This window comes from Agromyces sp. SYSU T00194 (assembly GCF_040496035.1).
In the GTDB taxonomy this organism is placed as follows: domain Bacteria; phylum Actinomycetota; class Actinomycetes; order Actinomycetales; family Microbacteriaceae; genus Agromyces; species Agromyces chitinivorans.
The window spans coordinates 2,054,375-2,077,414 of the sequence record NZ_JBEPJZ010000001.1; the positions used below are offsets into that span (position 1 = coordinate 2,054,375).

Annotated in this window: 19 protein-coding genes and 1 pseudogene; 10 read left to right on the plus strand and 10 right to left on the minus strand. The window is 73.9% G+C overall.

Features of this window, described 5'->3' with window-relative positions; genetic code table 11:
- Positions 1-2: 2 nt before the first annotated feature.
- Positions 3-305, minus strand: a complete 303-nt coding sequence (locus tag ABZK10_RS09500; protein WP_353808949.1) for an urease subunit gamma — start codon at positions 303-305, stop codon at positions 3-5.
- Positions 306-476: 171 nt separating this feature from the next.
- Positions 477-2,001 (minus strand): annotated as a pseudogene (locus tag ABZK10_RS09505) (AMP-binding protein).
- Between the two features lie 89 nt (positions 2,002-2,090).
- Here ABZK10_RS09505 and ABZK10_RS09510 point away from each other — a divergent pair.
- Positions 2,091-3,014, plus strand: a complete 924-nt coding sequence (locus ABZK10_RS09510; RefSeq protein WP_353808950.1) for an alpha/beta fold hydrolase — start codon at positions 2,091-2,093, stop codon at positions 3,012-3,014.
- A 24-nt stretch (positions 3,015-3,038) separates the two neighbouring features.
- Here ABZK10_RS09510 and ABZK10_RS09515 read toward each other — a convergent pair whose 3' ends face one another.
- Positions 3,039-3,842: a glycosyltransferase family 2 protein gene (locus ABZK10_RS09515; protein WP_353808951.1), complete on the minus strand. Its 804-nt coding sequence runs from the start codon at positions 3,840-3,842 to the stop codon at positions 3,039-3,041.
- A gap of 93 nt (positions 3,843-3,935) precedes the next feature.
- Here ABZK10_RS09515 and ABZK10_RS09520 point away from each other — a divergent pair, with 93 nt between their 5' ends.
- A complete protein-coding gene (locus ABZK10_RS09520) occupies positions 3,936-5,180 on the plus strand; it encodes a low temperature requirement protein A (protein ID WP_353808952.1) in 1,245 nt (414 codons plus the stop codon).
- Positions 5,181-5,198: 18 nt separating this feature from the next.
- Here ABZK10_RS09520 and ABZK10_RS09525 read toward each other — a convergent pair whose 3' ends face one another.
- The 4 genes from ABZK10_RS09525 to ABZK10_RS09540 form a co-directional block, all read right to left on the minus strand.
- A complete protein-coding gene (locus ABZK10_RS09525; protein ID WP_353808953.1) occupies positions 5,199-6,815 on the minus strand; it encodes a DHA2 family efflux MFS transporter permease subunit in 1,617 nt (538 codons plus the stop codon).
- A complete protein-coding gene (locus ABZK10_RS09530; RefSeq protein WP_353808954.1) occupies positions 6,808-7,101 on the minus strand; it encodes a MoaD/ThiS family protein in 294 nt (97 codons plus the stop codon). The genes ABZK10_RS09525 and ABZK10_RS09530 overlap by 8 nt, the downstream gene beginning before the upstream one ends.
- Positions 7,094-8,161 carry a GTP 3',8-cyclase MoaA gene (gene moaA, locus ABZK10_RS09535; protein WP_353808955.1) on the minus strand — a complete coding sequence of 356 codons (1,068 nt, stop codon included), beginning with the start codon at positions 8,159-8,161 and terminating at the stop codon, positions 7,094-7,096. The genes ABZK10_RS09530 and moaA overlap by 8 nt, the downstream gene beginning before the upstream one ends.
- A 63-nt stretch (positions 8,162-8,224) precedes the next feature.
- Positions 8,225-9,436, minus strand: a complete 1,212-nt coding sequence (locus tag ABZK10_RS09540; protein ID WP_353808956.1) for a molybdopterin molybdotransferase MoeA — start codon at positions 9,434-9,436, stop codon at positions 8,225-8,227.
- Between the two features lie 86 nt (positions 9,437-9,522).
- On the opposite strand from ABZK10_RS09540, the gene ABZK10_RS09545 reads away from it, so the two are divergent.
- From ABZK10_RS09545 to ABZK10_RS09555, 3 genes are read left to right on the plus strand one after another with little or no spacing between them, the layout of a single operon-like run.
- Positions 9,523-10,116, plus strand: coding sequence for a sulfite oxidase-like oxidoreductase (locus tag ABZK10_RS09545; protein ID WP_353808957.1), 594 nt, complete (start codon positions 9,523-9,525; stop codon positions 10,114-10,116).
- Complete coding sequence (locus ABZK10_RS09550; protein WP_353808958.1) at positions 10,113-10,889, plus strand: FAD-binding oxidoreductase; 777 nt, start codon at positions 10,113-10,115, stop codon at positions 10,887-10,889. The genes ABZK10_RS09545 and ABZK10_RS09550 overlap by 4 nt, the downstream gene beginning before the upstream one ends.
- A complete protein-coding gene (locus ABZK10_RS09555) occupies positions 10,889-11,149 on the plus strand; it encodes a DUF6510 family protein (protein ID WP_353808959.1) in 261 nt (86 codons plus the stop codon). The genes ABZK10_RS09550 and ABZK10_RS09555 overlap by 1 nt, the downstream gene beginning before the upstream one ends.
- Positions 11,150-11,194: 45 nt before the next feature.
- On the opposite strand, the gene ABZK10_RS09560 is transcribed toward ABZK10_RS09555, so the two are convergent.
- The gene (locus ABZK10_RS09560; RefSeq protein WP_353808960.1) at positions 11,195-12,637 is read right to left on the minus strand and encodes a sugar porter family MFS transporter; all 1,443 of its coding nucleotides are present in this window, start codon (positions 12,635-12,637) and stop codon (positions 11,195-11,197) included.
- Positions 12,638-12,792: 155 nt separating this feature from the next.
- A complete protein-coding gene (locus ABZK10_RS09565) occupies positions 12,793-14,094 on the minus strand; it encodes a GNAT family N-acetyltransferase (protein ID WP_353808961.1) in 1,302 nt (433 codons plus the stop codon).
- A 65-nt stretch (positions 14,095-14,159) separates the two neighbouring features.
- Here ABZK10_RS09565 and ABZK10_RS09570 point away from each other — a divergent pair, with 65 nt between their 5' ends.
- The gene (locus tag ABZK10_RS09570; RefSeq protein WP_353808962.1) at positions 14,160-15,929 is read left to right on the plus strand and encodes an ABC transporter ATP-binding protein; all 1,770 of its coding nucleotides are present in this window, start codon (positions 14,160-14,162) and stop codon (positions 15,927-15,929) included.
- A gap of 31 nt (positions 15,930-15,960) precedes the next feature.
- Here the strand turns inward: ABZK10_RS09570 and ABZK10_RS09575 are convergent, their stop codons facing one another.
- Complete coding sequence (locus ABZK10_RS09575; RefSeq protein ID WP_353808963.1) at positions 15,961-17,676, minus strand: NAD(P)/FAD-dependent oxidoreductase; 1,716 nt, start codon at positions 17,674-17,676, stop codon at positions 15,961-15,963.
- A 98-nt stretch (positions 17,677-17,774) separates the two neighbouring features.
- Between ABZK10_RS09575 and ABZK10_RS09580 the strand changes: the two genes are divergently transcribed.
- The 4 genes from ABZK10_RS09580 (at position 17,775) to ABZK10_RS09595 (ending at position 23,001) form a co-directional block, all read left to right on the plus strand.
- Positions 17,775-20,405 (plus strand): ATP-binding protein, encoded by a 2,631-nt coding sequence (locus tag ABZK10_RS09580; RefSeq protein ID WP_353808964.1) that lies wholly within the window; start codon positions 17,775-17,777, stop codon positions 20,403-20,405.
- Positions 20,402-21,265 carry a hypothetical protein gene (locus ABZK10_RS09585; protein ID WP_353808965.1) on the plus strand — a complete coding sequence of 288 codons (864 nt, stop codon included), beginning with the start codon at positions 20,402-20,404 and terminating at the stop codon, positions 21,263-21,265. Before ABZK10_RS09580 ends, ABZK10_RS09585 begins: the two co-directional genes overlap by 4 nt.
- Positions 21,262-22,281: a PHP domain-containing protein gene (locus ABZK10_RS09590; protein ID WP_353808966.1), complete on the plus strand. Its 1,020-nt coding sequence runs from the start codon at positions 21,262-21,264 to the stop codon at positions 22,279-22,281. The genes ABZK10_RS09585 and ABZK10_RS09590 overlap by 4 nt, the downstream gene beginning before the upstream one ends.
- Positions 22,282-22,383: 102 nt before the next feature.
- A complete protein-coding gene (locus ABZK10_RS09595; protein WP_353808967.1) occupies positions 22,384-23,001 on the plus strand; it encodes a hypothetical protein in 618 nt (205 codons plus the stop codon).
- Positions 23,002-23,040 lie beyond the last annotated feature (39 nt).

Below are 23,040 nucleotides of genomic sequence, written 5' to 3' on the forward strand. Positions count from 1 at the left end.
CCTCAGTCGATCGGGTGGTGGAGGGTCACGAGCTTGCGCCCGTCGGGGAACGTCGCCTCGACCTGCACGTCGGCGAGCATCTCGGCGACCCCGTCCATCACGTCGTCTCGCGTCAGCACGGCGCGCCCGTCGTCCATGAGCTGGGCGACGTCGGCACCGTCTCGGGCGCGCTCGATGACCCACGTCGACAGCAGGGCGACAGCCTCGGGATGGTTGAGCTTCACGCCGCGTTCGCGCCGGTCGCGTGCCACCATTCCGGCAACGGCGAGCAACAGCTTCTCCGTGTCCGCGGGCGAGAGATGCATCCGTCCCCTCCGACTTCGTTCAAGGGCGGAATTCCGCCGCCGAACCTCAGTCTCACGCATCCCCGGCCGGCCGATGGCCGTTCGCACACGCGTGTAACAGGATCGACATATCGTGGCAATCGGGGCCGGGGATCGAGGGCTCGTGGCAGTGTCCTGACACCGCGCGTCGGGTCAGCCCGCGAGCAGTTGCTCGCGCACCCGGGCCCGCAGCACCTTGCCGATGAGCGAGCGCGGCAGGTCGTCGAGCGCGACGACGCGGCGGGGCACCTTGTACGCCGCGACCCGTTCACGGCAGTGGTCGCGCAGCGCGTCGGAGTCGAGCGTGCAGCCGTCGCGCAGCACGACGGCGGCGACGACCTCCTCCCCGCCGCGCGGGTTCGGCAGCCCGACCGCGGCCGACGCGACGACGTCGGGATGCGATTCGAGCGCGGCCTCGACCTCGGTGGGCGAGACGTTGAACCCGCCCGTGATGATGAGCTCCTTGATGCGGTCGACGATGGTGATGAACCCGTCGGCGTCAGCGGTCGCGATGTCCCCGGTGCGCAGCCAGCCGCCGGGCAGCAGCGCGGCGGCGGTCTCGACCGGGCGGCGCCAGTAGCCGCCGAAGACCTGCGGCCCGCGGATCAGCAGTTCGCCCGCCTCGCCGAGCCGGCGGTCGACGGTCGGCTCGTCGGGGTCGACGATGCGGATGTCGGTGCTCGGGAACGGCACCCCCACGGTGCCCGGCCGCCGTGTCGGTCCCATCGGGTTGCCCACGGCGAGCGGCGAGGTCTCGGTCATGCCGTAGCCCTCGACCAGGAGGCCCCCGGTGACCTCCTCCCAGTGCCGGATGGTTTCGGCCGGCAGGCTCATCGCGCCCGAGATGGCGAACCGGATGTGCGACAGGTCGACGTCGCCACGCGAGGCGGCCGCGGCGAGCCGGTCGTAGATGGGCGGCACGGCGGGCAGGAACGTCGGCGGGCTGTGCTTCGCCGCGGTCGTGACGAGGCCGGCGTCGAACGTGGGGAAGAGCACGAGCTTCGCCCCGATGCTCATCGCGGTCGTGAGGCACAGCGTCAGGCCGTAGGCGTGGAACAGCGGCAGCACGCCGTAGAACGTCTCGCCGCCGATCTCGAGCCCGGGCACCCAGGCGACGCCCTGCATGGCGTTCGCGCGCAGCGCGCGCCTTCGGGATCGGCAGGCGCAGCGCCAGGCGGGTGCGCAGCGGCATGGCCCGCGTGAGGTCGACGCTCACGACGTGCTCGACCCGCAGGTCGCTCGGGAACCCCGCGATCGTGTCGACGGCCTTGTCCCACGCGATCGCGACGCGCGCGCCGTGGTCCTCGAACTGGTGCCGCAGTTCGCGGGCGGTGTACAGCGGATTGTGCTCGATGACGATCGCGCCGAGCCGCAGCGCCGCGTAGAACGCGACGACGTGCTGCGGGCAGTTCGGCAGCGCGATCGCCACGCGGTCGCCCGCGGTGACGCCGAGCCGACGCAGCCCCTGGGCCGCACGCTCGACCTGCTCGCCGAGCTCGCGATAGGTCGTGACCGCGCCGAAGAACTCCAGTGCGGGCCGCCCGGCGTGCTCGGCGACGCTCGCGGCGAGCATCTCCGGCAGGGTCTGCGTCGGCGCCTCGATCTCGTGCGGTACGCCGTCGGCGTACGACGCGAGCCAGGGCATGGACTCGAACGGATTGCTCGTCACGCACTCCATACTGCTCCTCCCGGGGGTGCGCACGTCGTCCACACCACGTTCCCAAGGTCCCGACGGGGCGATGAGCCGGGGAGTATCGTCCCGGTGCAGTGAATGCCCTCGCGGACGACCTGTTCCCCGGCACCGGCACGGACGCCGCGCGCCGTGCGGCGGCGCGCCGCGACGCCGCGATCGGGCCGACGGACTGGGCGCGCGTGCCGCAGCGGTTCGTGCGGGACACCGTCCACGCGCCCAGCGGGCCGCTCGCCCGCATCGCGCTCGGGCCCGCGACTGCCCAGCGCGTGCTCCTGGTGCCCGGCATGACGGGATCGAAGGAGGACTTCCTCCTGATGATGCCGCTGCTCGCGGATGCGGGGTACCGGGTCGAGGCGTTCGACATGGCCGGGCAGTACGAGTCGTGGGAGGCGGGCCCCGAGCGCCTCGACCCGCCCGAGCGGCGCTACTCGCGCCGGCTCTTCGTCGACGACCTGCTCGCGGTGCTCGAGACCGGCGCGACGCCCGCCCACGTGCTCGGCTACTCGTACGCGGGGACTGTGGCGGCGGATGCGGCGCTGCGACGTCCGGCGGCGTTCGCGAGCCTCACCCTGCTGTCGGCCCCGCCGTTCGCGGGACAGGCGCTGCGCGGGTTCAAGGTGCTGGGGCCGCTGAGCCCGCTCGTGCCGGGACGTGCCCTCGGCCCCGTGTTCGTCGCGGCGCTCCGGCTGAACGTGCACCGTGCACCCGCAGACCGTGCGCGGTTCGTCACCGACCGGTTCCGCCTCACCCGAGTGTCGAGCGTCGGCGACATCCTCGCCCTGATGAAGCGCACGCCCGACCTGGCGGACGAGCTGCGCGCGTCGGGCCTGCCGGTGCTGGTCGCGGTGGGCGCGGGCGACGTCTGGCGCGAGGGCGCGCACGCGGCCTTCGCGCGGCGGCTGGGGGCGACGTTCGTCGAGATCCCGACGGGGCACAGCCCGTGCGAGACCGCGCCGCACCAGCTCACCGAGGCGATGCTCGCGTTCCTGCGGCACTGAGCGGTCGGCGCTGAGCGGTCGGCGCTACGCGGCGAGGCCCTGGTCCGACCCCGACGTCAGGTGCCGCACCGCGGCCAGTCGCTGTGCGGCGCGGCGAGCGCGGCGACCGCGTGCGCAGCGGCGGCGACGGGTCCACCAGCCGACCTCCGCCCAGTTCACCGCGATGCCGTGGAACGCCCAGGACGCCCGGCGGCGCAGCCCGGCCCCGTCGTCGAACGGACGCGCCGACACCCCGACGTGCAGCTCCGGGTCGTAGTCGACGCCCACGTCGGGGCCGAGCGCGAAGCTGATGTCGAGGTCGTCGTGGGCGCGCGGGTCGTCGAGGTGGATCGCGTCGCGCGTGGCAGACCAGACCTCGCGGCGCAGTGCGAAGTTCGAGCCGAACACCGGGGTCTGCCCGACGATCATGCCCATGAACCAGAAGTAGCCGCCGAGGTAGACCCGGCCCGCCACGGCGCGCAGCACCGGGCCGCAGCCGTAGAACACGCCGGTTCCGGTCAGCGCGCCCAGCGTGGCATCCGACTCGAATCGCCGCTCCACCCGCGCTGCCCAGTCGGCCGCCGGCCGCGAGTCGGCGTCGAGCCGGCCGATCACGTCGCCGCACGCCGCGTCGAACCCGGCCGCGGTCGCGTGCAGAACGCCCCGCACGGGCTCGTGCACGAGACGGGCACCGGCGGCGAGCGCCACGGCGGCGGTGTCGTCGGTCGACCCGTTGTCGACCACGATGATCTCGTCGGGCGCGCGCGTTTGCACGGCGAGGTCGGCGAGGCACTGCTCGAGCATCCGTGCGTCGTTCAACGACGGGATCACGACGGACAGGGTGCCCATGTTCGTGAGCGTAGACCCGGGGCGCCGTGCGCCGTGGGACCTCTGCACAGGGCGTTCTGGCCGCGCGCCGCGCCGCCGCCCTAGGGTGGCGGCATGAGCACTGAACCGCAGCGCACCCGGAGCCCGCACGGCCTCGTCCCGATGGTGGGGCGCGACCCGCGTGACGCGCATCGCGCGGCGACGCCCCTGGAGCTCCTCTACGACCTGACCCTCGTCGTGGCGTTCTCGATCGCGGGGTCGGAGCTCGCGCACAGCCTCGCCGCCGGGCACGTGTGGTCGGGCATCGGCGCGTTCCTGTTCTGCATGTTCGCGATCATCTGGGCGTGGATGACGTTCGCGTGGTTCGCCTCGGCGTACGACACCGACGACTGGGGCTTCCGCATCGCGACCCTCGTGCAGATGGTCGGCGTCACCGTGCTCGCGCTCGGCATCGGCGATCTGTTCGCCGGGCTGGACGAGGGCGTGCTCGACAACGACGTCATCGTGATGGGGTACGTGATCATGCGCCTGTCGATGGTGAGCCTGTGGCTGCGGGCGGCGCGGAACGACCCGGAGCACCGCCGCGTGCTGCTCGGCTACGTCTGGCTGATCTCGGCGGCACAGGTCGGATGGCTCGTGACGGCGTTCGCGCCGCTGCCGATGCCGGCGCTGCTCGTGCTGATGGGTGCGCTGTACCTCACCGAGGTCGGCGGCTCCGCAGTGCTCGAGCGACAGGAGGGGCGCCTGCCGATCCATCCGCACCACATCGCCGAGCGGTTCGGGCTGCTTGGCATCATCACGTTCGGCGAGGTCGTGCTCGGCACCACGACCGCGGTGGGCGCGGTGACCACGGAGGTCGGCTGGACGCTCGACGCGGGCGTGCTGGCGTTCTCGGGCATCGCGATGGTCGTCGGCATGTGGTGGGTCTACTTCTCCCTGCCGCACGGCGAGATCCTGGGCCGGCGCCGCGACCTCGGCGTGCGCTGGGCGTACTCGCACCTCGTGATCTACACCGCCATCGCTGCGGTCGGCGCCGGGCTGCACGCGGTCGCCTACGCCCTGGAGCACCACAGCGAGCTCGACGAGGTCGCGACGACGCTCACGGTCGCGGTGCCGCTGGCGCTCTACGTGCTGGCCGTGTACGGGCTCTTCCACCTGCTCCTGCCCGGACGCGACGCGGTGCACGTCTGGCTGATGATCGCGACCGTGGTCACGATCGTCGGCGCGGTGCTGCTCGCCGCCGCCGGGGTCTCGCTCGCCTGGCCGGTCCTCGTGCTGACCGTCGCGCCGTGGATCAGCGTCATCGGCTACGAGGTGTACGGCGACGGGCACATCCGTCGCGCGCTCGCCGAGCTCTGAGCAGGACGCGGCCCGCGCTCAGGCGGGGCGGTCGGCCGATTCCAGTTCGTCGGGCTCGTCGTCGCGCACGGCTCGCCCCGAACCCAGCGACAGGGTCGCGAGCAGGCCGACCGCGAGGAACCCGGCGGCCGCCAGCGCGGACCAGCGGGTCGCGTCGCTGAACGCCTCGCGGGCGGCATCCGCCGCCTCGGGCGACTGCGCGTCGAGCGACGGGATCGCGGAGCCCGCGCTGTCGACCACGACCGAGACGACCTGCTCGCGCGCGGCGTCGGGCAGGTCGCCGAGGCGCGCGTCCATCTCGGTGCCCAGCGAGCTGAACAGCACCGTGCCGAGAATGGCGATGCCGAGCGCGGACCCGACCTGGCGCGATGTCGACTGCGTGCCCGAGGCCTGGCCGCTCGCCGAGACCGGCACGTCGACGAGGATCACGCCGGTGAGCTGCGCGGTCGCGAGCCCCACCCCGAAGCCGTACACGAACAGGCCGATCACGATCTGCCACCACGGGGTGTCGACCGAGATCACCCAGGCGATGAGCAGCAGGCCGAGGATCTCGGCCATGATGCCGGCGCGCACGACCCAGACCGGCGCGATGCGACCGCTCGTCGACCCGGCCGCGCCGCTCGCCACGAACGAGCCGGCCGCGAGCGCGACGATCACCCAGCCGGTCTGCAGGGCGTCGTAGCCGAGCACGTTCTGCAGCCAGAGCGGCAGCGACAGGATGATGCCGAACTCGCCGAGTGACACCAGCAGCGCGGCGATGTTGCCGTTGCGGAACGACGGGATGCGGAACAGCGAGAAGTCGAGCATGGTGCTGCGGCCGCGGCGCTGCCGGTGCAGGCCCCACGCGATGAACGCCGCGATGCCGGCCGCCGAGATCGCGAACGCGATCGGGATCGGCGACAGGTCGAACGGCCACGTCCAGTCGCCGATCACGAGGTCGGGCTCGGCGAGCCACCAGCCGTAGCTGCGGCCCTCGATGAGCCCGAAGACGAGGCTGGCGGATGCGACGACCGACAGCGCCGCGCCGACGAGGTCGACCTTCACGGGGTGCTCGGCCCGGGACTCGAGCACGAACAGCAGCGCGCCGATCACGACGAGCACGCCGAGCGGCACGTTGATGCCGAACGCCCAGCGCCAGGAGAAGTCGGTCGTGAGCCAGCCGCCGAGCAGCGGGCCGACGGCCGCCATGCCGCCGATCGTCGAGCCCCAGACGGCGAACGCGATGCCGCGGTCGCGCCCGCGGAACGTCGAGTTGATGATCGACAGCGTCGTCGGCAGGATCATCGCGCCGCCGACCCCCTGCACGACGCGCGAGGCGATGAGCGCGCCCCCGGTCGGGGCGAGCGCCGCCACGACCGACGACAGCGCGAAGATGGTGATGCCGATCAGGAGCATCCGCCGCCTGCCGAACCGGTCGGCCAGGGTGCCGAACACCAGCAGCAGCGCGGCGAACACCAGCGTGTAGCTCTCCTGCACCCACTGCACCTGGGTCGACGTGAGCGAGAGGTCGTCGACGATCGAGGGGATCGCCACGTTCACGATGGTCGAGTCGACGATGATGAGCGCGACGGCCACGCTGATGACGACGAGGCCGATCCAGCGCGTGCGGGGGGAGGTCATCGACCCATCATCCACCCGCGAACGGGGGCAGCACGTCCACGGTGCCCGCGAGCGGCGTCGCGGGGTCGCGGCTGACGACGCCGTCGACCAGGAACGAGCCGTTCGCGACGACGCGGGCCATCGCGGGCCCGTAGCGCTCGACCAGCGCATCGCGCAGGTCGCCGACGGTCGCGAGGCCGTCGAGCATCTCCTCGTCGACGCCGGCGGCCTCGGCGGCCGCGGCGAAGTAGCGGACGTGCACGGCGTCGAGGGCGACGGATGCCCCCGAGCCGGCGCCCCGGTCGGCGAACGACTCAGCCACCGATGCCTCCCATGGTGCGCACGGGCCGCACGAACGACGGGTCGTCGATGCCGTGCCCGGCCTTCTTGCCCCACATGGCCGCGCGCCAGTACTCGGCGATCGCCTGGTCGTCGGCGCCGGAGCGCAGCAGGCCGCGCAGGTCGGTCTCCTCGTCGCCGAACAGGCACGAGCGCACCGAGCCCTCCGCGGTCAGGCGCGTGCGGTCGCAGGCGCCGCAGAACGGGCGCGTGACCGAGGCGATGATGCCGACGGTCGCGGGGCCGTCGTCGACGAGCCACTCCTCGGCGGGCGCAGCGGGGTCGTCGCGGCCGACGGGCGTGAGCGCGAAGCGCGCGCCGAGCACGTCGAGCAGCTCGCGGGCGTCGACCATGTTCGCCCGCTGCCACGCCTCGTCGGCGTCGAGCGGCATCTGCTCGATGAAGCGCAGCCGGCAGCCGTGGTCGATCGCCCAGGCCAGCAGCTCGGGGGCGTCGTGCAGCGTCTCGCGCATGAGCACGGCGTTCATCTTGATCGGCCCGAGCCCGGCGCGGTGTGCGGCGTCGATGCCGGCGAGCACGGCGGGCAGGCGGTCGCGCCGGGTGAGCTTGGCGAAGTGCGCGCGGTCGAGCGTGTCGAGCGAGACGTTCACGCGGGTGAGGCCGGCCGCGACGAGCGGGGCGGCCTTGCGGTCGAGCCCGATGCCGTTCGTGGTGAGCGCGAGCGGCGTGCCGGGGGCGGCCTCGGCCGAGCGCCGCACGATCTCGACGAGGTCGGGGCGCGTCAGCGGCTCGCCGCCGGTGAAGCGCACTTCGCGCACGCCGAGGTCGCGCACCGCGAGGCCGACGAGGCGGGCGATCTCCTCGGCCGACAGCAGCTCGTCCTTCGGGATCACCGGCAGCCCCTCAGCGGGCATGCAGTACGTGCAGCGCAGCGAGCAGACCGACGTGATCGAGACCCGCAGGTCGTGCGCGATGCGTCCGTAGCGGTCGACGAGCGCGCCGGTGTCGGGGCGGCCGTCCATCGACGGCATCGCCCCGGGGTCGCGGCGCATGCGCGGCAGGCCGAGCGCGATCGAGGTCATGCGTTCCAGCCTAGGCGCGGTTGCGCCGGGCGCGGTGCCGGTACGTCTTACCGTGTACGAACGTCAGCGGCCGGCGAGGAGCACGGGCACGGTCTGGCCCACGGCGACCTCGGTGACGTCGGCCGGGACGACCGCGAACCCGTCGGCGGCGGCGAGGCCGGTCACGAGGTGCGACGCGGAACCGCCGGGGTAGGCGGGCACCGCGACGAGGGAGGCCACCTGCGAGGTCACCGCGATCGGCATGACCTGCACGCGGCCTGCGGGCGAGCGCCAGCCGGCGCCGACGACGAGCGGCACCGGTTCGGGGCGGCGGCGCCCGAGCAGGCGCAGGATCGCCGGCCGCACGAACATCTCGAACGACACGTGCACCGCGACGGGGTTGCCGGGCAACCCGAACACCGGGGTGCCGTCGGCGAGGCTGCCGAACGCCTGCGGCCGCCCCGGCTGCATCGCGACCTGCTCGAACACGACCTGGCCGGTCGCGCCGAGCACCGCGCGGACCACGTCGTGCGCGCCGACGCTCACCCCGCCGGAGCAGACCACGAGGTCGCACCCGGGGAGGGCGGCGAGCCACGCACGCACCGCGTCGGGGTCGTCGGGGAGGCGCCCGGCCGCGACGACCTCCGCGCCGGCATCGGCGGCGAGGCCCGCGAGCAGGGTGGAGTTCGAGTCGGGGATGCTGCCGTGCGGGAGCGGTTCGCCCGGTGCGACCAGCTCGCTGCCGGTCGCGGCGATCGCGACGCGGGGGCGCGCGACGACGTCGAGCACCGCGTGCCCGGCGGCGGCCGCGGCGGCGAGGTGTCGGGGCGCGAGCACGGTGCCGGCGGTCAGCACCGCGGCGCCGCGGCGGGCGTCCTCGCCCGCACGGCGGATGTGCCGGCCGGCGACGGGCTCGAGCGCGATCCGCACCCGCTCCGTGCCGCCGTCGGTGGCCTCGACGGCGACGACCGCGTCGGCCCCGGACGGCACCGGCGCACCGGTCATGATGCGCACCGCCTGGCCGCGTTCCAGTGCCGGGTCGTCGCCCGCGCCCGCCGGGAGGTCGGCGACCACCTCGAGCTCCACCGGCGCCTCCGGGGTCGCGCCGCGCAGGTCGGCGCGCCGCACCGCGTAGCCGTCCATCGCGGAGTTGTCGAAGGGCGGCACTTCGAGGTGGCTCACCAGGTCGACGGCGAGCGTGCGGCCCGTGGCATCCGCCAGCCCCACCGTGTCGCGACGCGTGAGCGGGTCGACGGCCGCGAGGACCCGGGCGAGGTGCGCCTCGACGGAGATCATGCCCCCACGCTACCGGCGGCCGGGCGGATCGGCCGGTGACAGCGCGCCCGCGTGGGGCTAGTGTCGCTCACATCGGGAGGAGTGCGATGTCGTTCATCACGAGGGGCTTCACGGGCCGGGGCCGCGACCGGGACGACCGGTTGCCGCCGGGTCAGACGCTCGCGCGCGACTTCCCGGTGCTCTCGGCAGGTCCGACGCCCGAGGTCGACACCGCCGAGTGGGCGTTCACGATCCGTACCGAGACGGGCGCCGAGCACACCTGGAACTGGCAGGGCCTCCTCGACGCCGGCTTGGAGGACGTCGAGACCGACATCCACTGCGTGACCCACTGGTCGAAGCTCGGCACCATATGGCGCGGGGTGCCGCTCGACGCGCTGTTCGCGCAGGTCGAGACCGACGCCGGCTACGTCATGGCGCACAGCTACGGCGGCTACACCACGAACCTCCCCCTCGAGGAGGTGCTCGACGGGCAGGCCTGGATCGCGATCGAGTACGACGGCGAGCCGCTCGAGCCCGAGCACGGCGGCCCCGCGCGCCTGCTCGTGCCGCACCTGTACTTCTGGAAGAGCGCGAAGTGGGTGCGCGGCCTCGTCTTGATGGAGGACGACCAGCCCGGCTTCTGGGAGCAGTACGGCTACCACAACCACGGCGACCCGTGGCGGGAGGAGCGCTACTGGTGAGCGCGGCGGTGCCCCGGTCGGGGTGGCACGTGGCCGTCGTGGTCGTGGCGACGCCCGAGACCCCGAGCGCCCGCCGGCTCGTGCTCGACGTGCCGACCTGGCCGGGCAACGCCGCGGGGCAGCACCTCGACGTGCGGCTCACCGCGCCCGACGGCTACACCGCGACCCGGTCGTACTCGATCGCCTCCTCCGGCCCGGGTACCCGGGTCGTGCTCGCGATCGACCGGCTCCCGGGCGGCGAGGTCTCACCGTTCCTCGTCGACGAGGTGCGGGTCGGCGACGAGTTCGAGGTGCACGGCCCGCTCGGGCGCTTCTTCGTGTGGCATCCGCTCGAGCCGGGGGAGCGGCTGTCGGATGCCTCGGCCGACGGCCCACGACCGGTGCAGCTGATCGCCGGGGGCTCGGGCGTCGTGCCGCTGGTGGCGATCGCGGCGGCGCACGGCGCGGCGTCCGATCCGACGCCGATGCGACTGCTCCTCTCGGTGCGTACGCCCGAGGACGCGTTCTTCGCCGAGGACCTGGCGGCGCTCGCCGAGGCATCCGACGACTTCCGGCTCGCGCACGCGTACACGCGCCGCGCGCCCGAGGGCTGGACCGGCCACGTCGGCCGGCTCACCCGGGACGAGCTCGCCGCGGCGGTCGTGCCCGCCGCCGACGCACCGCTCGTCTACGTCTGCGGCTCGACGGGATTCGTCGAGCGCGTCGCGTCGTGGCTGATCGAGCTCGGCCACGACGCCCGCGCGATCCGCACCGAGCGATTCGGAGGCACCTGATGACGCACACCCACCTCGACGGCAACGCCCTCGCGGGCGAGCTCTCGAAGTTCTTCGCGTTCGACGTGACGACCGCCCGCGGCCGGTGCGCCGGCTGCGGCACGATCGCCGAGTTCGCGCGCGCCATGCTCTACACGGATGCCGCCGGGCTCGTCGCCCGCTGCGCGAACTGCGACAACGTGCTCGTCACGGTCGTCGAGTCCGACGACCGCGCGTGGCTCGGGTTCTCGGGCGTCAGCGCGATCGAACTGCGGCGCTGAGGCGCCCGCGACGGCGACACGGCGGCGTCGCCGCAAGGCATCCGCTCAGCTCGTCGTGCCGGCCTGACGCGAGCGCGCCACCGGGCGCTCGAGGTGTCCCGACTCCTCCAGCGAGCGCCCGCGCGTCTCGGGGATGAAGCGCAGCACGAACAGGAACGACAGCGCCGCGAACGCCGCGTACATGCCGTACGTGAACACGAGCGACAGGCCCGCCAGCGCCGGGAAGCTCACCGTGATGAGGAAGTTCGCGATCCACTGCGCTGCGGCGGCGAGCCCGAGCGCCTTGCCGCGGATCGAGTTCGGGAAGATCTCGCCGAGCAGCACCCAGACCGCGGGGCCCCACGAGACGCCGAAGAAGATCACGAACAGGTTCGCTGCGACGAGCGCGATCGGGCCGAACGCGCCCTCGAGCACCGGCGCGCCGTCGATGATGGTCGCCTGGCTGAAGCAGATCGCCATGGTCGCGAGCGAGACCGTCATGCCGATCGAGCCGGTGAGCAGCAGCGGGCGCCGGCCGACCTTGTCGATGAGCGAGATCGCGACGATCGTGACGGCGATGTTCACGAGCGACGTGGCCACCGAGATCGCGAACGAGGAACTCTCGTCGAAGCCGACCGACTGCCAGAGCGTGTTCGAGTAGTAGAAGATCACGTTGATGCCGACGAACTGCTGGAACACGCTCAGCGCGATGCCGACCCAGACGATCGGCTTCAGGCCCAGCGCCGAACCCTTCAGCGTCGCGACCTTCTCGAGCTTCCGGTCGCGCTCGATGTCCTCGCGGATCGCGCGGACCTCGTCCTCGGGCGCCTGCTCGCCCCCGATCTTCAGGAGCACCTCGATCGCGTCGTGCTCGCGGTTCTGGATGACCAGGTAGCGCGGCGACTCGAGCAGCGTGAGGGCGATGAGGCCGTACACGGCGGCCGGCACGGCCTCGGCCATGAACATCCAGCGCCAGGCCTCCGCGCCGAGCCAGAACGGCTGGTCGGCGCCGCCCGCGAGGGCGGCGAACACCGCGTCGGAGAGCAGCGCGGCGAAGATGCCGGTGGTGATCGCGAGCTGTTGCAGGGAGGCCAGCCTGCCGCGGATCGCGGCGGGGGAGATCTCGGCGATGTAGGCCGGGGCGATGACCGACGCCATGCCGACGCCGACGCCGCCGATGAGGCGCCAGGCGATCAGGTCCCAGACGCCGAAGGCCATGCCCGAGCCGAGCGCCGAGACGAAGAACAGCGTCGCGGCGAGCACCATCGAGGGGATGCGGCCGAACCGGTCGGCGACGCGACCGCCGAGCCACGCGCCGAACGCGCAGCCGAGCAGGGCGCTCGCGACGGCGATGCCGGTGGTCGTGGCGTTCAGCCCGAACTGCGCCTGGATCGGCTCGACCGCGCCGTTGATCACCGACGAGTCGAACCCGAAGAGGAAGCCCCCCACCGCGCCGGCCGATGCCAGCCAGATGACCTTCCCCCTGTTGACACTGCGGACCTCAGCCATGAGCGCCCCCCTTCGCTGCCCTGACTCTAGCGCGGCGCATGCCCCGTGGACAGGACCGGCCGGAGAGCGCCGTCGTGTCGCCCGGAGGCCGGTGCCCGGGCCGCGCGGGCCGCGGCGACCGGCGCCGCCGAGCGCGCCGGACGCCCGTGACGGCGTCAGAACCAGAAGCCGAGGTGCGGGGTGCGGTCGGCCGCGAAGACGCGGTCGGCAGCCGTGATCGCGTCGGCCCGCCCCTCGAGCCGACCGGCCGCTGCGAGCACCGACGGGCGGGTCGCGCCGAGCGCGATCGCGCCGAGCTCCTGCACGCCGAGACGCAGGTCGGACCGCTCGTCGGCGGCGTGCACGAACGCCCGCCCCGAGGCATCCGTCTCGAGCACCACCGTGCCGGCGGCGAAGCCGAGCGGGTCGTCGACCTCGAGCACGAGGCGAGCGGATGCCGCGTAGGAACGCGTCTCGAGCGTCGCCGCGACGTCGAGCACGCGCAGCCACAGGTGGTCGCCGAGCTCGCCGGTCGTGATGGCGCGCGGGTCGGAGACCATCCAGCGCAGCGGCTCGTCGAGTGAACGCAGCGGCGCGCGCACCGTGTCGACGAAGTCGTGCTCGAGCACGAACCGCCAGAGCGCGCGGTAGGCCTCGTCGGTCTCCGCGATGAGCTGGTCGACGACGACGGTGCCGTGGTCGGGCTCGCTGCGCCGCACCGCGTAGACCACGAAGCCGCGCGGATGCCCGTCGGCGTCGTCGTACCGGGCGCAGCGGATCGCGCGGGAGCGCTCGGCGTCGGGGTCGATGAGGCCGAGCGCGCGGTCCCAGAACCCCGGCCAGCGGTCGACCTCGCCGGGGATGCGCAGCAGCGCGCGCTCGGCGATCGGCTCGACCTCGGCGCGCAGCGCCCCGGGGGACCGGAAGTGCACGGTGCCCTCGGGTGCGGGGCCCGCCCAGCCGACGCGGCGCCGGTCGACGGTGATCGTGGCGGCGGGCGCGGCGGGTGCGAAGCCGAACCGGCCGTAGATGGTCGCCTCGCTCGCCGTCAGGATCGCGGCGGGCACGCCGGCACCTGCGGCGGTGCGCAGCTCGCCCTCGAGCAGCGCGCGGGCGATGCCGCGGCGGCGGTGGGTCGGGGCGACGGTGACCGAGCTGACGGCCCAGGCGTCGAGCGTGCGCTCGCCGGGGACGGTGAGCTGCGCGACCCACGAGCTCACGGTCGCGACGGGGGTCTCGGGCTCGGCGGCGGTGCCGTCGTACACGCCCGTGGTGCGGCGGTACCCGACCCGCTCGCGCGTCGCCGCGAGGCGGTCGGAGGTCGGTGCGGGGGCGTGGAAGCCGCGCTCGTCGGCCTCGATCCAGCGGTCGAACGCCTCGTGGTCCGCGGCGTCGACGAGGGCGTAGCGCAGCCCGTGCGCCGCGAGTGCGGCGGCCGACGCGGCGTCGGCGGGCGGGGGGAGGTGCGGCTCGGTCACGTGCACAGGATATTGCCCGCCACCCGTGGGCGGTCGGTCCGGGGAGGTGGGAGGATGGTCGGACGATGACCGAGAAAGCGTATTCCGAAGTGGGGGCGGCCGTCGACGGGCAGCGCCCCCTGCGCAGCATCCTGCGCCTGCTCGACCTGCACCGGAAACGGGTGCTGCTGGCGATCGCATCGTTCGCGATCAAGGACACCCCGCTCTGGTTCCTCCCCGTCATCACCGCGGCGATCATCGACGTCGTCGTCGCCGGGGGGCCGCTCCAGGTGCTCGCGATCTGGGCCGCCGTCGCCATCGTGCTGCTGCTGCAGAACTACCCCTTCCACGTGCTCTACATCCGCCTGTTCATGGGCGCGGTGCGCTCGATCGGCGCCGACCTGCGCAACGCGCTCGCCGCTCGCCTCCAGGCGCTGTCGATCGGCTTCCACTCGCGATCCAACTCCGCGGTCGTGCAGACCAAGGTCGTGCGCGACGCCGAGAACATCGAGGTGATGCTCCAGCAGGTCGGGCAGCCGTTGCTGTCGGCGGTCATGGTGCTCCTCGGCGCCGTCACGATGACCGCGATCACCGTGCCCGCCTTCCTGCCGGTCTACGCGCTCACCATCCCGCTCGCCGTGCTGCTGCGGGCCGTGCTGCGACGACGGTCCTTCCAGCGCAACGAGGAGTTCCGCCGCGAGGTCGAGGGCTTCTCGGCGCGCGTCGGCGAGATGGCGACCCTGCTGCCGATCACGCGCGCCCACGGTCTCGAGCAGGTCGCGGTCGGCCGCATCGCGACGGGCGCCGAGGGCGTGCGCACCGCGGGCTACCGGCTCGACCTGCTGAACGGGCGCTTCGCGTCCATCTCGTGGGTCAGCCTGCAGCTGCTCGGCGTGGTCTGCCTCGTGCTCGCGGCCTGGGTCTCGATCTCGGGCTGGCTGCCGATCAGCGCGGGCGAGGTCGTGCTGCTCTCGTCGTACTTCACGCTGCTCACGGGCGCCGCGACGAACATGCTCATGCTGCTGCCGGTCATGGCTCGCGGCACCGAATCGGTGCGCTCCATCGCCGAGGTGCTCCAGGAGCCCGACCTCGAGCGCAACGAGGGCAAGCAGCCGGTCGAGCACGTCACCGGAGCGCTCGACCTCGAGCACGTGTCGTTCCGGTACGAGGACGCCCAGGCGCCGGCGCTGGACGGCATCGACCTCGACATCGCGGCGGGCGAGACCGTCGCATTCGTCGGCTCGTCGGGCTCGGGCAAGTCGACGCTGCTGAACCTCGTGCTCGGCTTCCTCCGCCCGACCGGCGGTCGCGTCCTGCTCGACGGCGCCGACATGGAGGCACTCGACCTGCGCACCTTCCGACGGTTCGTGTCGGTGGTGCCGCAGGAGTCGGTGCTCTTCGAGGGCACGATCCGCGAGAACGTCGCCTACGGCCTCGGCGAGGTCGACGACGAGCGCATCCTCGACGCCCTGCGCGACGCGAACGCCCTCGAGATCGTGGAGATGCTGCCCGACGGGTGGGACACCGTCGTCGGCGAGCGCGGGGCGCGGCTCTCGGGCGGGCAGCGGCAGCGGCTGTCGATCGCGCGGGCGCTGGTGCGCGATCCGCGGGTGCTCCTGCTCGACGAGGCGACCAGCGCGCTCGACCCCGAGTCGGAGGCGAAGATCCAGGTCGCCATGGGCCGGCTCATGCAGGGCCGCACGACCCTCGTCGTCGCGCACCGGCTGTCCACCATCCGCTCGGCCGACCGCATCGTGGTGCTCGAGCGGGGTCGCGTGGTGGAGATCGGTTCGCACGACGACCTGCTCGCCCTCGACGGGCGGTACGCCCAGCTGCACCGCGTGCAGTCGGCGTAGCGGGCGGGCCGGGTCGCCGGGGCGGGCCCGCTCAGGGCGCGTCGAACTCGCCCAGGTGCCGGTGCACCGCCGAGACGGTGACCGAGCCCTCGCCGACGGCGGACGCGACCCGCTTGATCGAGCCGCGCCGCACGTCGCCGACCGCGAACACGCCGGGAACGGATGCCTCGTGGGGCGCCGGCGGGCGCTCGTGGGGCCACGCGATGCGGCCGCCCTCGAGCACGACGTCCGCCCCCGTGATGATCGACCCCCACCGGTCGCGCAGCACGGCGTCGCCGACCCAGTCGGTGCGCGGGCGCGCGCCGATCGTGATGAACACGGCCCCGGCCGGCACCGTGGTGCGCGCACCGGTCACGGGGTGCTCCAGGTCGACCGCCGCGAGCCTGCCCTCGTCGTCGGGGTGCGCCGCGGCCACCCGCGACTCGGTGCGGATCACCACGCCCACCGCGTCGAGCTGGTCGATGAGGTACTGCGACATGCTGTCGGCCAGCGAGGCCCCGCGCACCACGAGGCTCACCGAGCGTGCATAGCGCGCGACGTGCAGGGCGGCCTGGCCGGCCGAGTTCCCGCCGCCGACGATGACCACGTCGCGCCCCGACTGCGCCCGCGCCTCCGTCGCGGACACGCCGTAGAACACGGTCGCGCCGATGAACGGCTCGAGCGACGGCACCGCGAGCCGACGGTACGAGACGCCCGTCGCGAGCACGACGGACCGAGCGTGCACGACCTCGGGCTCGTGGCCGGCGCCCGCGTCGACGGCGAGCGCGAACATCCTCGCCTCGCTCGTGTCGAGCCCGACCGCGCGTCGGGCGTGCGCGAAGCGCGCCCCGAACATCCACGCCTGCTGGTACGCCCGCTGCGCGAGGTCGGAGCCCGCGACACCGCGCGGGAAGCCGAGGTAGTTGCGGATCAGCGAGCTCGACCCGGCCTGCCCGCCGACCGACTCGCTCTCGACCACCAGGGTGCGCAGCCCCTCCGACGACGCGTACACCGCCGCGGCGAGCCCGGCGGGCCCCGCGCCGACGATCACCACGTCGACGGGCTCGTCGGGCAGCGTGGTCTCCAGCCCGTGCGCGGCCGCGAGCTCGGTGTCGGTCGGGTCGACGAGCATGCGCCCCTCGGAGGTGCGCACGAGCGGCACGCCCGCGTACGGGGTGCCCGCGGCGTCGAGGAGCCGGGTCGCGTCGGGGGCGTCCGGGCCCAGCCGGTCGTGGTGCACGCCGCCGCGCATGAGCAGGTTCGACAGCACGTGCGTGCGCGGCTGGGCGTCGTCGCCGATGACCGTGAAGCCCGGGTGGCGTGCATCGGCACCGTGCGCCCACTCCTCGAGGAACTCCGCGATCGTGCGGTGGAAGCGCTCGTCGGGGCTGTGCCGCGGCACCACCACGTACGTGTCGATCTGCACGTGGGCGAGGAGGCGCTGCACCCGGGTCGCCGTCTCCGCGTCGGCCCAGCCGCCCCACGGGATCAGCAGGCCACGGCGCACGTCGGGGAAGGCCTCCTTCGCCGCCGTGAAGATCGTGGCGCCGTCCTCCGCCGAGTGCGGGTCGTCGGCGAGCACGAGCACGAGGTCGTCGCCCGCGGCGCGCAGCTCGGCGATGCGGGCGGCGGCGTCCTCGGCCGCGACCTGCTCGATGCGGTAGTCGGCGGCGTACCGGCGAGCCAGCTCGGCGGACACGGCCTCCCGCGTCGCGGGTGCGGCCGCGACGAGCATCACGTGCACGGGCGGGACGCCCGAGGTCGCCATGCGGGGGAGTGTAGCGCCGTGCATCCGGCCTCCGACAGTGCCAACCCCCCGAAGGCGGCACTGGACAGGCCCACGGCGCCCCCGACAGACTCGGACACATGGACCCGGCACCCGGCGGGATTCGTACTCCCGACCAACGCCTGCGCGTGTTCGTGAGTTCCACGCTGAAGGAGCTCGCCGCCGAACGGCGCGCCGCCCGGAGAGCCATCGAGCAGCTCCACCTGGCGCCGGTCATGTTCGAACTCGGCGCCCGGCCGCATCCGCCCCGCGACCTGTACCGGGCCTACCTGCGCCAGAGCGACATCTTCGTGGGGCTCTACGGCGACCAGTACGGCTGGGTCGCGCCCGACGAGGAGATCTCCGGCCTCGAGGACGAGTACCGGCTCGCGCCGCCCGAGCTGCCGAAGCTCATGTACGTGCGGCGCAGCGATGCCAGGGAGCCGCGCCTGGCGGAGATGCTCGCCCACATGAAGGACGACGACCGCACGTCGTACGTCTACTTCGACGACGCCGAGGAGCTGGGCGACCTGCTGCGCACCGACCTCGCGACGCTGCTCGCAGAGCGCTTCGTGCACGCGGCCTCGGCGGCCGCGGCGCCCGACGCCGCGCCGCGACCGGTCGCGCCCCTGCCGGCCGCGCGCACGCCGATCATCGGGCGCGACGACGAGCTCGCGCGCATCGCGGCCCTCGTCGCGAGCGACGACGTGCGCCTGGTCACCCTGACCGGGCCGGGCGGCATCGGCAAGACCCGCCTGTCGATCGACGCCGCACGCGCCGCGGAACCGGGCCTGCCCGACGGCGTCGTCTTCGTCGACCTCGCGTCGGCGACGGACGCCGCGGGCGTGGAGTCCGCGCTCGCCACCGCCCTGGGCGTGCGCGACGCCGGGGACGGCACCATCGGCGAGCAGGTGCGCGTCGCGCTCGGCGATCGGCGGATGCTGCTCGTGCTCGACAACCTCGAGCAGGTCGCCGACGGGGCCGCGACGGTGCTGTCGGGACTGCTCGCGGCGGCGCGGGGCACCACGGTGCTCGCGACGAGCCGTATCCTCCTGCGCATCGCCGGCGAGCAGGGGGTCGAGGTCGGCCCGCTCGCGCTGCCCGCACCGGACGCGGGGCCCGATGAGGCGGCCGGGAATCCCGCCGTCGCGCTGTTCCTCGAGCGGGCGCGGGCCACGCGGCCCGACGTCGAACTCACCGACGCGAACGTCGCGTCGATCGTCGGCATCTGCATCGCGCTCGACGGCGTGCCCCTCGCGATCGAGCTCGCCGCCGCCCGGGCGAGGCTGCTCAGCCCGGCCGACCTGCTCGAGCGACTCGATCGCAGCCTCGTCGTGCTCGCCGGTGGCGCGCGCGACCTGCCCGAGCGGCAGCGCACCATGCGCTCGACGATCGACTGGAGCACCCAGCTGCTCACGGAGCCGCAGCGGGCGCTGTTCGCGCGGCTCGGCGTGTTCGCCGGGCCGTTCTCGCTCGAGGCCGCGGAGTGGCTCGTCGACGACGTGCCCGACGCGTTCGTCCTCGACGACCTGGGCGCCCTCGTCGACGGCAGCCTCGTGCACCAGCGCGAGCGCGACGACCACGCCGCGTTCACCATGCTCGCGACCGTGCGCGAGTACGCGCGCGAGGCCCTCGCCGCAGAGCCCGACGACGCGCTCGGCCACGCACGAGCGCGCCACGCCGCCTGGTACCTGCGGGTCGCCGATGCGGCGGAGCTCGAGCTCGAGGGCGCCGCCCAGCTGCGCTGGATGCTCCGGCTCGGCGACGAGTCGGAGAACCTGCGCGCGGCCGCACGGTACCTGCTCGAGGTCGGCCGCTGGGGTGACGTCGCCGAGCTGACCTGGGATCTCTACGTCTACTGGTGGGTGGGCGGCCACCTCGGCGAGGTGCGCGGCTGGATGCAGGAGGTGCTCGACCGCGCCGAGGCGCTCGACGATCGCACGCGGGCCATCGCGCTGTACTTCACCCGGGCGATCGGGTTCTGGCAGCGCGAGCCGGGCGACATCGCCGCCGGCCTGGACGAGAGCGCGCGGCTCTTCCACGCGGTGGGCGACCCGAGTGGCGAGGCGCTCGCGCAGATCTCCCGCGCACTCGCCCTGCTCGGCTCGCCGCGACCCGACCCGGTGCGCGCCGACGCGGCGCTCACCACGAGCCTCGAGCTGCTGCGCTCCGTCGGCGACCAGTGGGGCGTGGCCATGGCGCTCGTCACCCTGGGCCGGGTCGCGATCCTCCAGCAGCGCGTGCAGGTGGCGCTCGAGCGCTTCGACGAGAGCCTCGCGGTCGCACGCCGCCAGGACGACCGGCTCGGCGAGGAGATCGCCCTGCACCACCTCGGCTGGGCGGACCTGCTCCTCGGCGATGCGGTGGCCGCGGCCGAGCGGTTCGCCGAGAGCCTCCGCCTGTCGGTTCAGTGGGGGCACGCCGAGGGGGTCGCATACGGGCTCGAGGGCGTGCTGTCGGTCGCCGCGACGGCGGGGCGCATCGCGCGTGCGGGAGTGCTGCTCGGCGCATCCGAGGTGCTGCGCGAGCGCACCGGCCTGTACAACCAGCCGTCGTTCAGCTTCCACAGCCAGATCATCGACGGGGTGCGCGAGAGCCCCGCGGCCGCCCTGCTCGAGCAGTCGCGGCTCGCGGGCCGCGCGATGCCGGTGGACGAGGCGGTTGCCCTCGCGCTGGACGACCGCGACCCGGAGCCGGCCGGCCCCGGGGCATCCGAGGAGGCACCGTCATGACGACCGCAGCGCCCGACGCACCCGTGCCCGGCGACGACCGCATCCTCACCTACACGCGCGTGCTCGCGGTGGTGATCGTCCCGTTCCTGGTGGTTGCGGCGGTGCTGCTCTACGTCTTCCCCGGCACGACCGACGTCACCTTCTCCTGGACCGTCGTGCCCGCCCCGAGCGCGATGCTGCTGGCGTCGGCCTACATCGGCGGCATCTGGTTCTTCGTGCTGGTGCTGCGGGTCGGGCGCTGGCACCGCATGCGCCACGGCTTCCCGGCGGTGCTGCTGTTCGCGACCCTCGCCGGCATCGCGACGTTCCTGCACTGGGACCGCTTCCACTTCGGGCACGTCTCGTTCATCACCTGGGTGGTGCTCTACGTGACGACGCCGTTCCTGGTGCTCGCGGCGATCCTGCTGCAGCGCGGGCACGACCCGGGCACGCCCGACGCGCGCGACGCGCGCATCCCGCTCGCGTGGCGCGTGCTGCTCGTGGCGGTGGGGCTCGCGGCCACGGCGACGGGCCTGGTGCTGTTCGTCCTGCCGAGCCTCCTGGTCGACCGCTGGGCGTGGGAGCTCACGCCGCTCACGGCGCGTATCGTGGGCGCCGTGCTCACCCTGCCCGGGCTCGTGAACGTCTGGATGATCCGCGACGACCGCTGGTCGGCCTACCGGTGGGTGTTCCAGGCGCAGCTGGTGAGCCTCGCCGCGATCCTCCTCGCGATCGCGCTGGCGAACGCCGACCTCGCCTGGGACCGCCCCGCCGCCTGGATCGCGACCATCGGCTTCGCCTGCTCGTTCGTCGCGTACCTCGCGTTCTACCTCGTGTTCGACCGGCTCGCCCGCCGGGCGGCCCCCGCGGCCGCATCGTGACCCCGCTCGGCGCCCTCGAGGAGATCGCGTTCCTGCTCGAGCGCGACCTCGCCTCGCCGTACCGCACGAAGGCGTTCCGCGGGGCGGCCGCCGCCATCGAGGACCTGTCGCCCGACGAGCTCGCGTCGCGCACGGCCGACGGGTCGCTGCGCCGCATCCCCGGCGTCGGCGACCGCACCGCGACGGTCATCGCCGAGGCCGTCGCGGGCGGGGTGCCCGAGTACCTCCGCGTCCTGCGCGAGCGGCTCGGGGCCGCGGTGCCGGATGCCTCGGGGCTGCGCGCGCGCCTGCGCGGCGACCTGCACAGCCACAGCGAGTGGTCCGACGGCACGACGCCCATCGCCACGATGGCCCGTGCCGCCGACCTCGTCGGCCTCGAGTACCTCGTGCTCACCGACCACTCGCCGAGCCTGCGGGTCGCGGGAGGGCTGTCGGCCGAGCGCCTCGCCGAGCAGCTGCGCGTGGTCGACGACCTGAACGACGCCCGCGACGGCGGCGCCCGCGTCCTGAAGGGCATCGAGGTCGACATCCTCGAGGACGGCTCGCTCGACCAGACGCCCGCGATGCTGCACCGCCTCGACGTCGTCGTCGCGAGCGTGCACTCGAAGCTGCGGTCGGAGCGGGCCGCCATGACCGAGCGGATGCTCCGCGCCATCGAGCACCCGTTCACCAACGTGCTCGGGCACTGCACCGGCCGCAAGGTCGCGGGCGGGCGCACCCGGCCGCCGTCGGAGTTCGACGCCGAGGCGGTCTTCGCCGCGTGCGCCGACCACGACGTCGCGGTGGAGATCAACTCGCGCCCCGAGCGGCAGGACCCGCCCGACGAGCTCATCGCGCTCGCGATCGATGCCGGATGCGTGTTCAGCATCGACAGCGACGGGCACGCGCCGGGGCACCTGTCGTTCCTCGCGCTGGGGGCGGCGCGGGCCGAGGCGGCCGGGGTGCCGGAGGAGCGCATCGTCACGACCTGGCCGGTCGATCGACTGCTCGAGTGGTCGCGGGCGAGCCGCGCCTGAGCCGGGCCGGCGCACGCGGCCCGGGTCGCACGCCGTGCTGACGACCGAGGCGGGCGGAACGTTGGCTGGTGCGCGACCGCGGGCGGGCGCGAGGATGGGTCCATGCCCATCCGTGTGCTCGCCGCCGCCGTCGCGCTCGCCATCGCCGCATCCTTCACCGCCTGCGCCTCGGCCGGGAGCGGCCCGGGCGGCGACAGCGCCGGCGACGACGTGCCCGCGCCGATCCCGGCCGGCGACGTCGTCGCGCAGGGCACCGTGCTGGCGGAGGACGGCGCCGCGGCCCAGTTCTGCATCGGCGCGGTGATGGAGTCGTACCCGCCGCAGTGCGGCGGCATGCCGCTGGCGGAATGGACCTTCCCCGAGGGCACGTTCGAGGAGGCGTCGGGCGTGCGGTGGGGCACCTACGCCGCGGTCGGCCGGTGGGACGGCGAGACGTTCACCGTGACCGGCGACGTCGTGCCGCTCGCGCTCTACTCGCCGCCCGCGATGGTCGACGAGCGCCTCGACGAGGCGAACGCGGGCGACGGCGACGAGGCGACCCTGACCGCGATCCAGGACGAGCTGTCGGAGCTGGGCGCGGAGAGCGTGCTGTCGACCTGGCAGCAGAACGGCTACCTCTTCGTGCAGGTGCGCTACGACGACGGCACCGTGCAGGGCTGGATGGACACCCGCTGGGGCCCCGACCTCGTGGCCGTGCAGTCGGCGCTGCTCGACGCCTGACCCGCGCCGCCCGCGCGACGGCCGCCTGCCCGCCCGTCC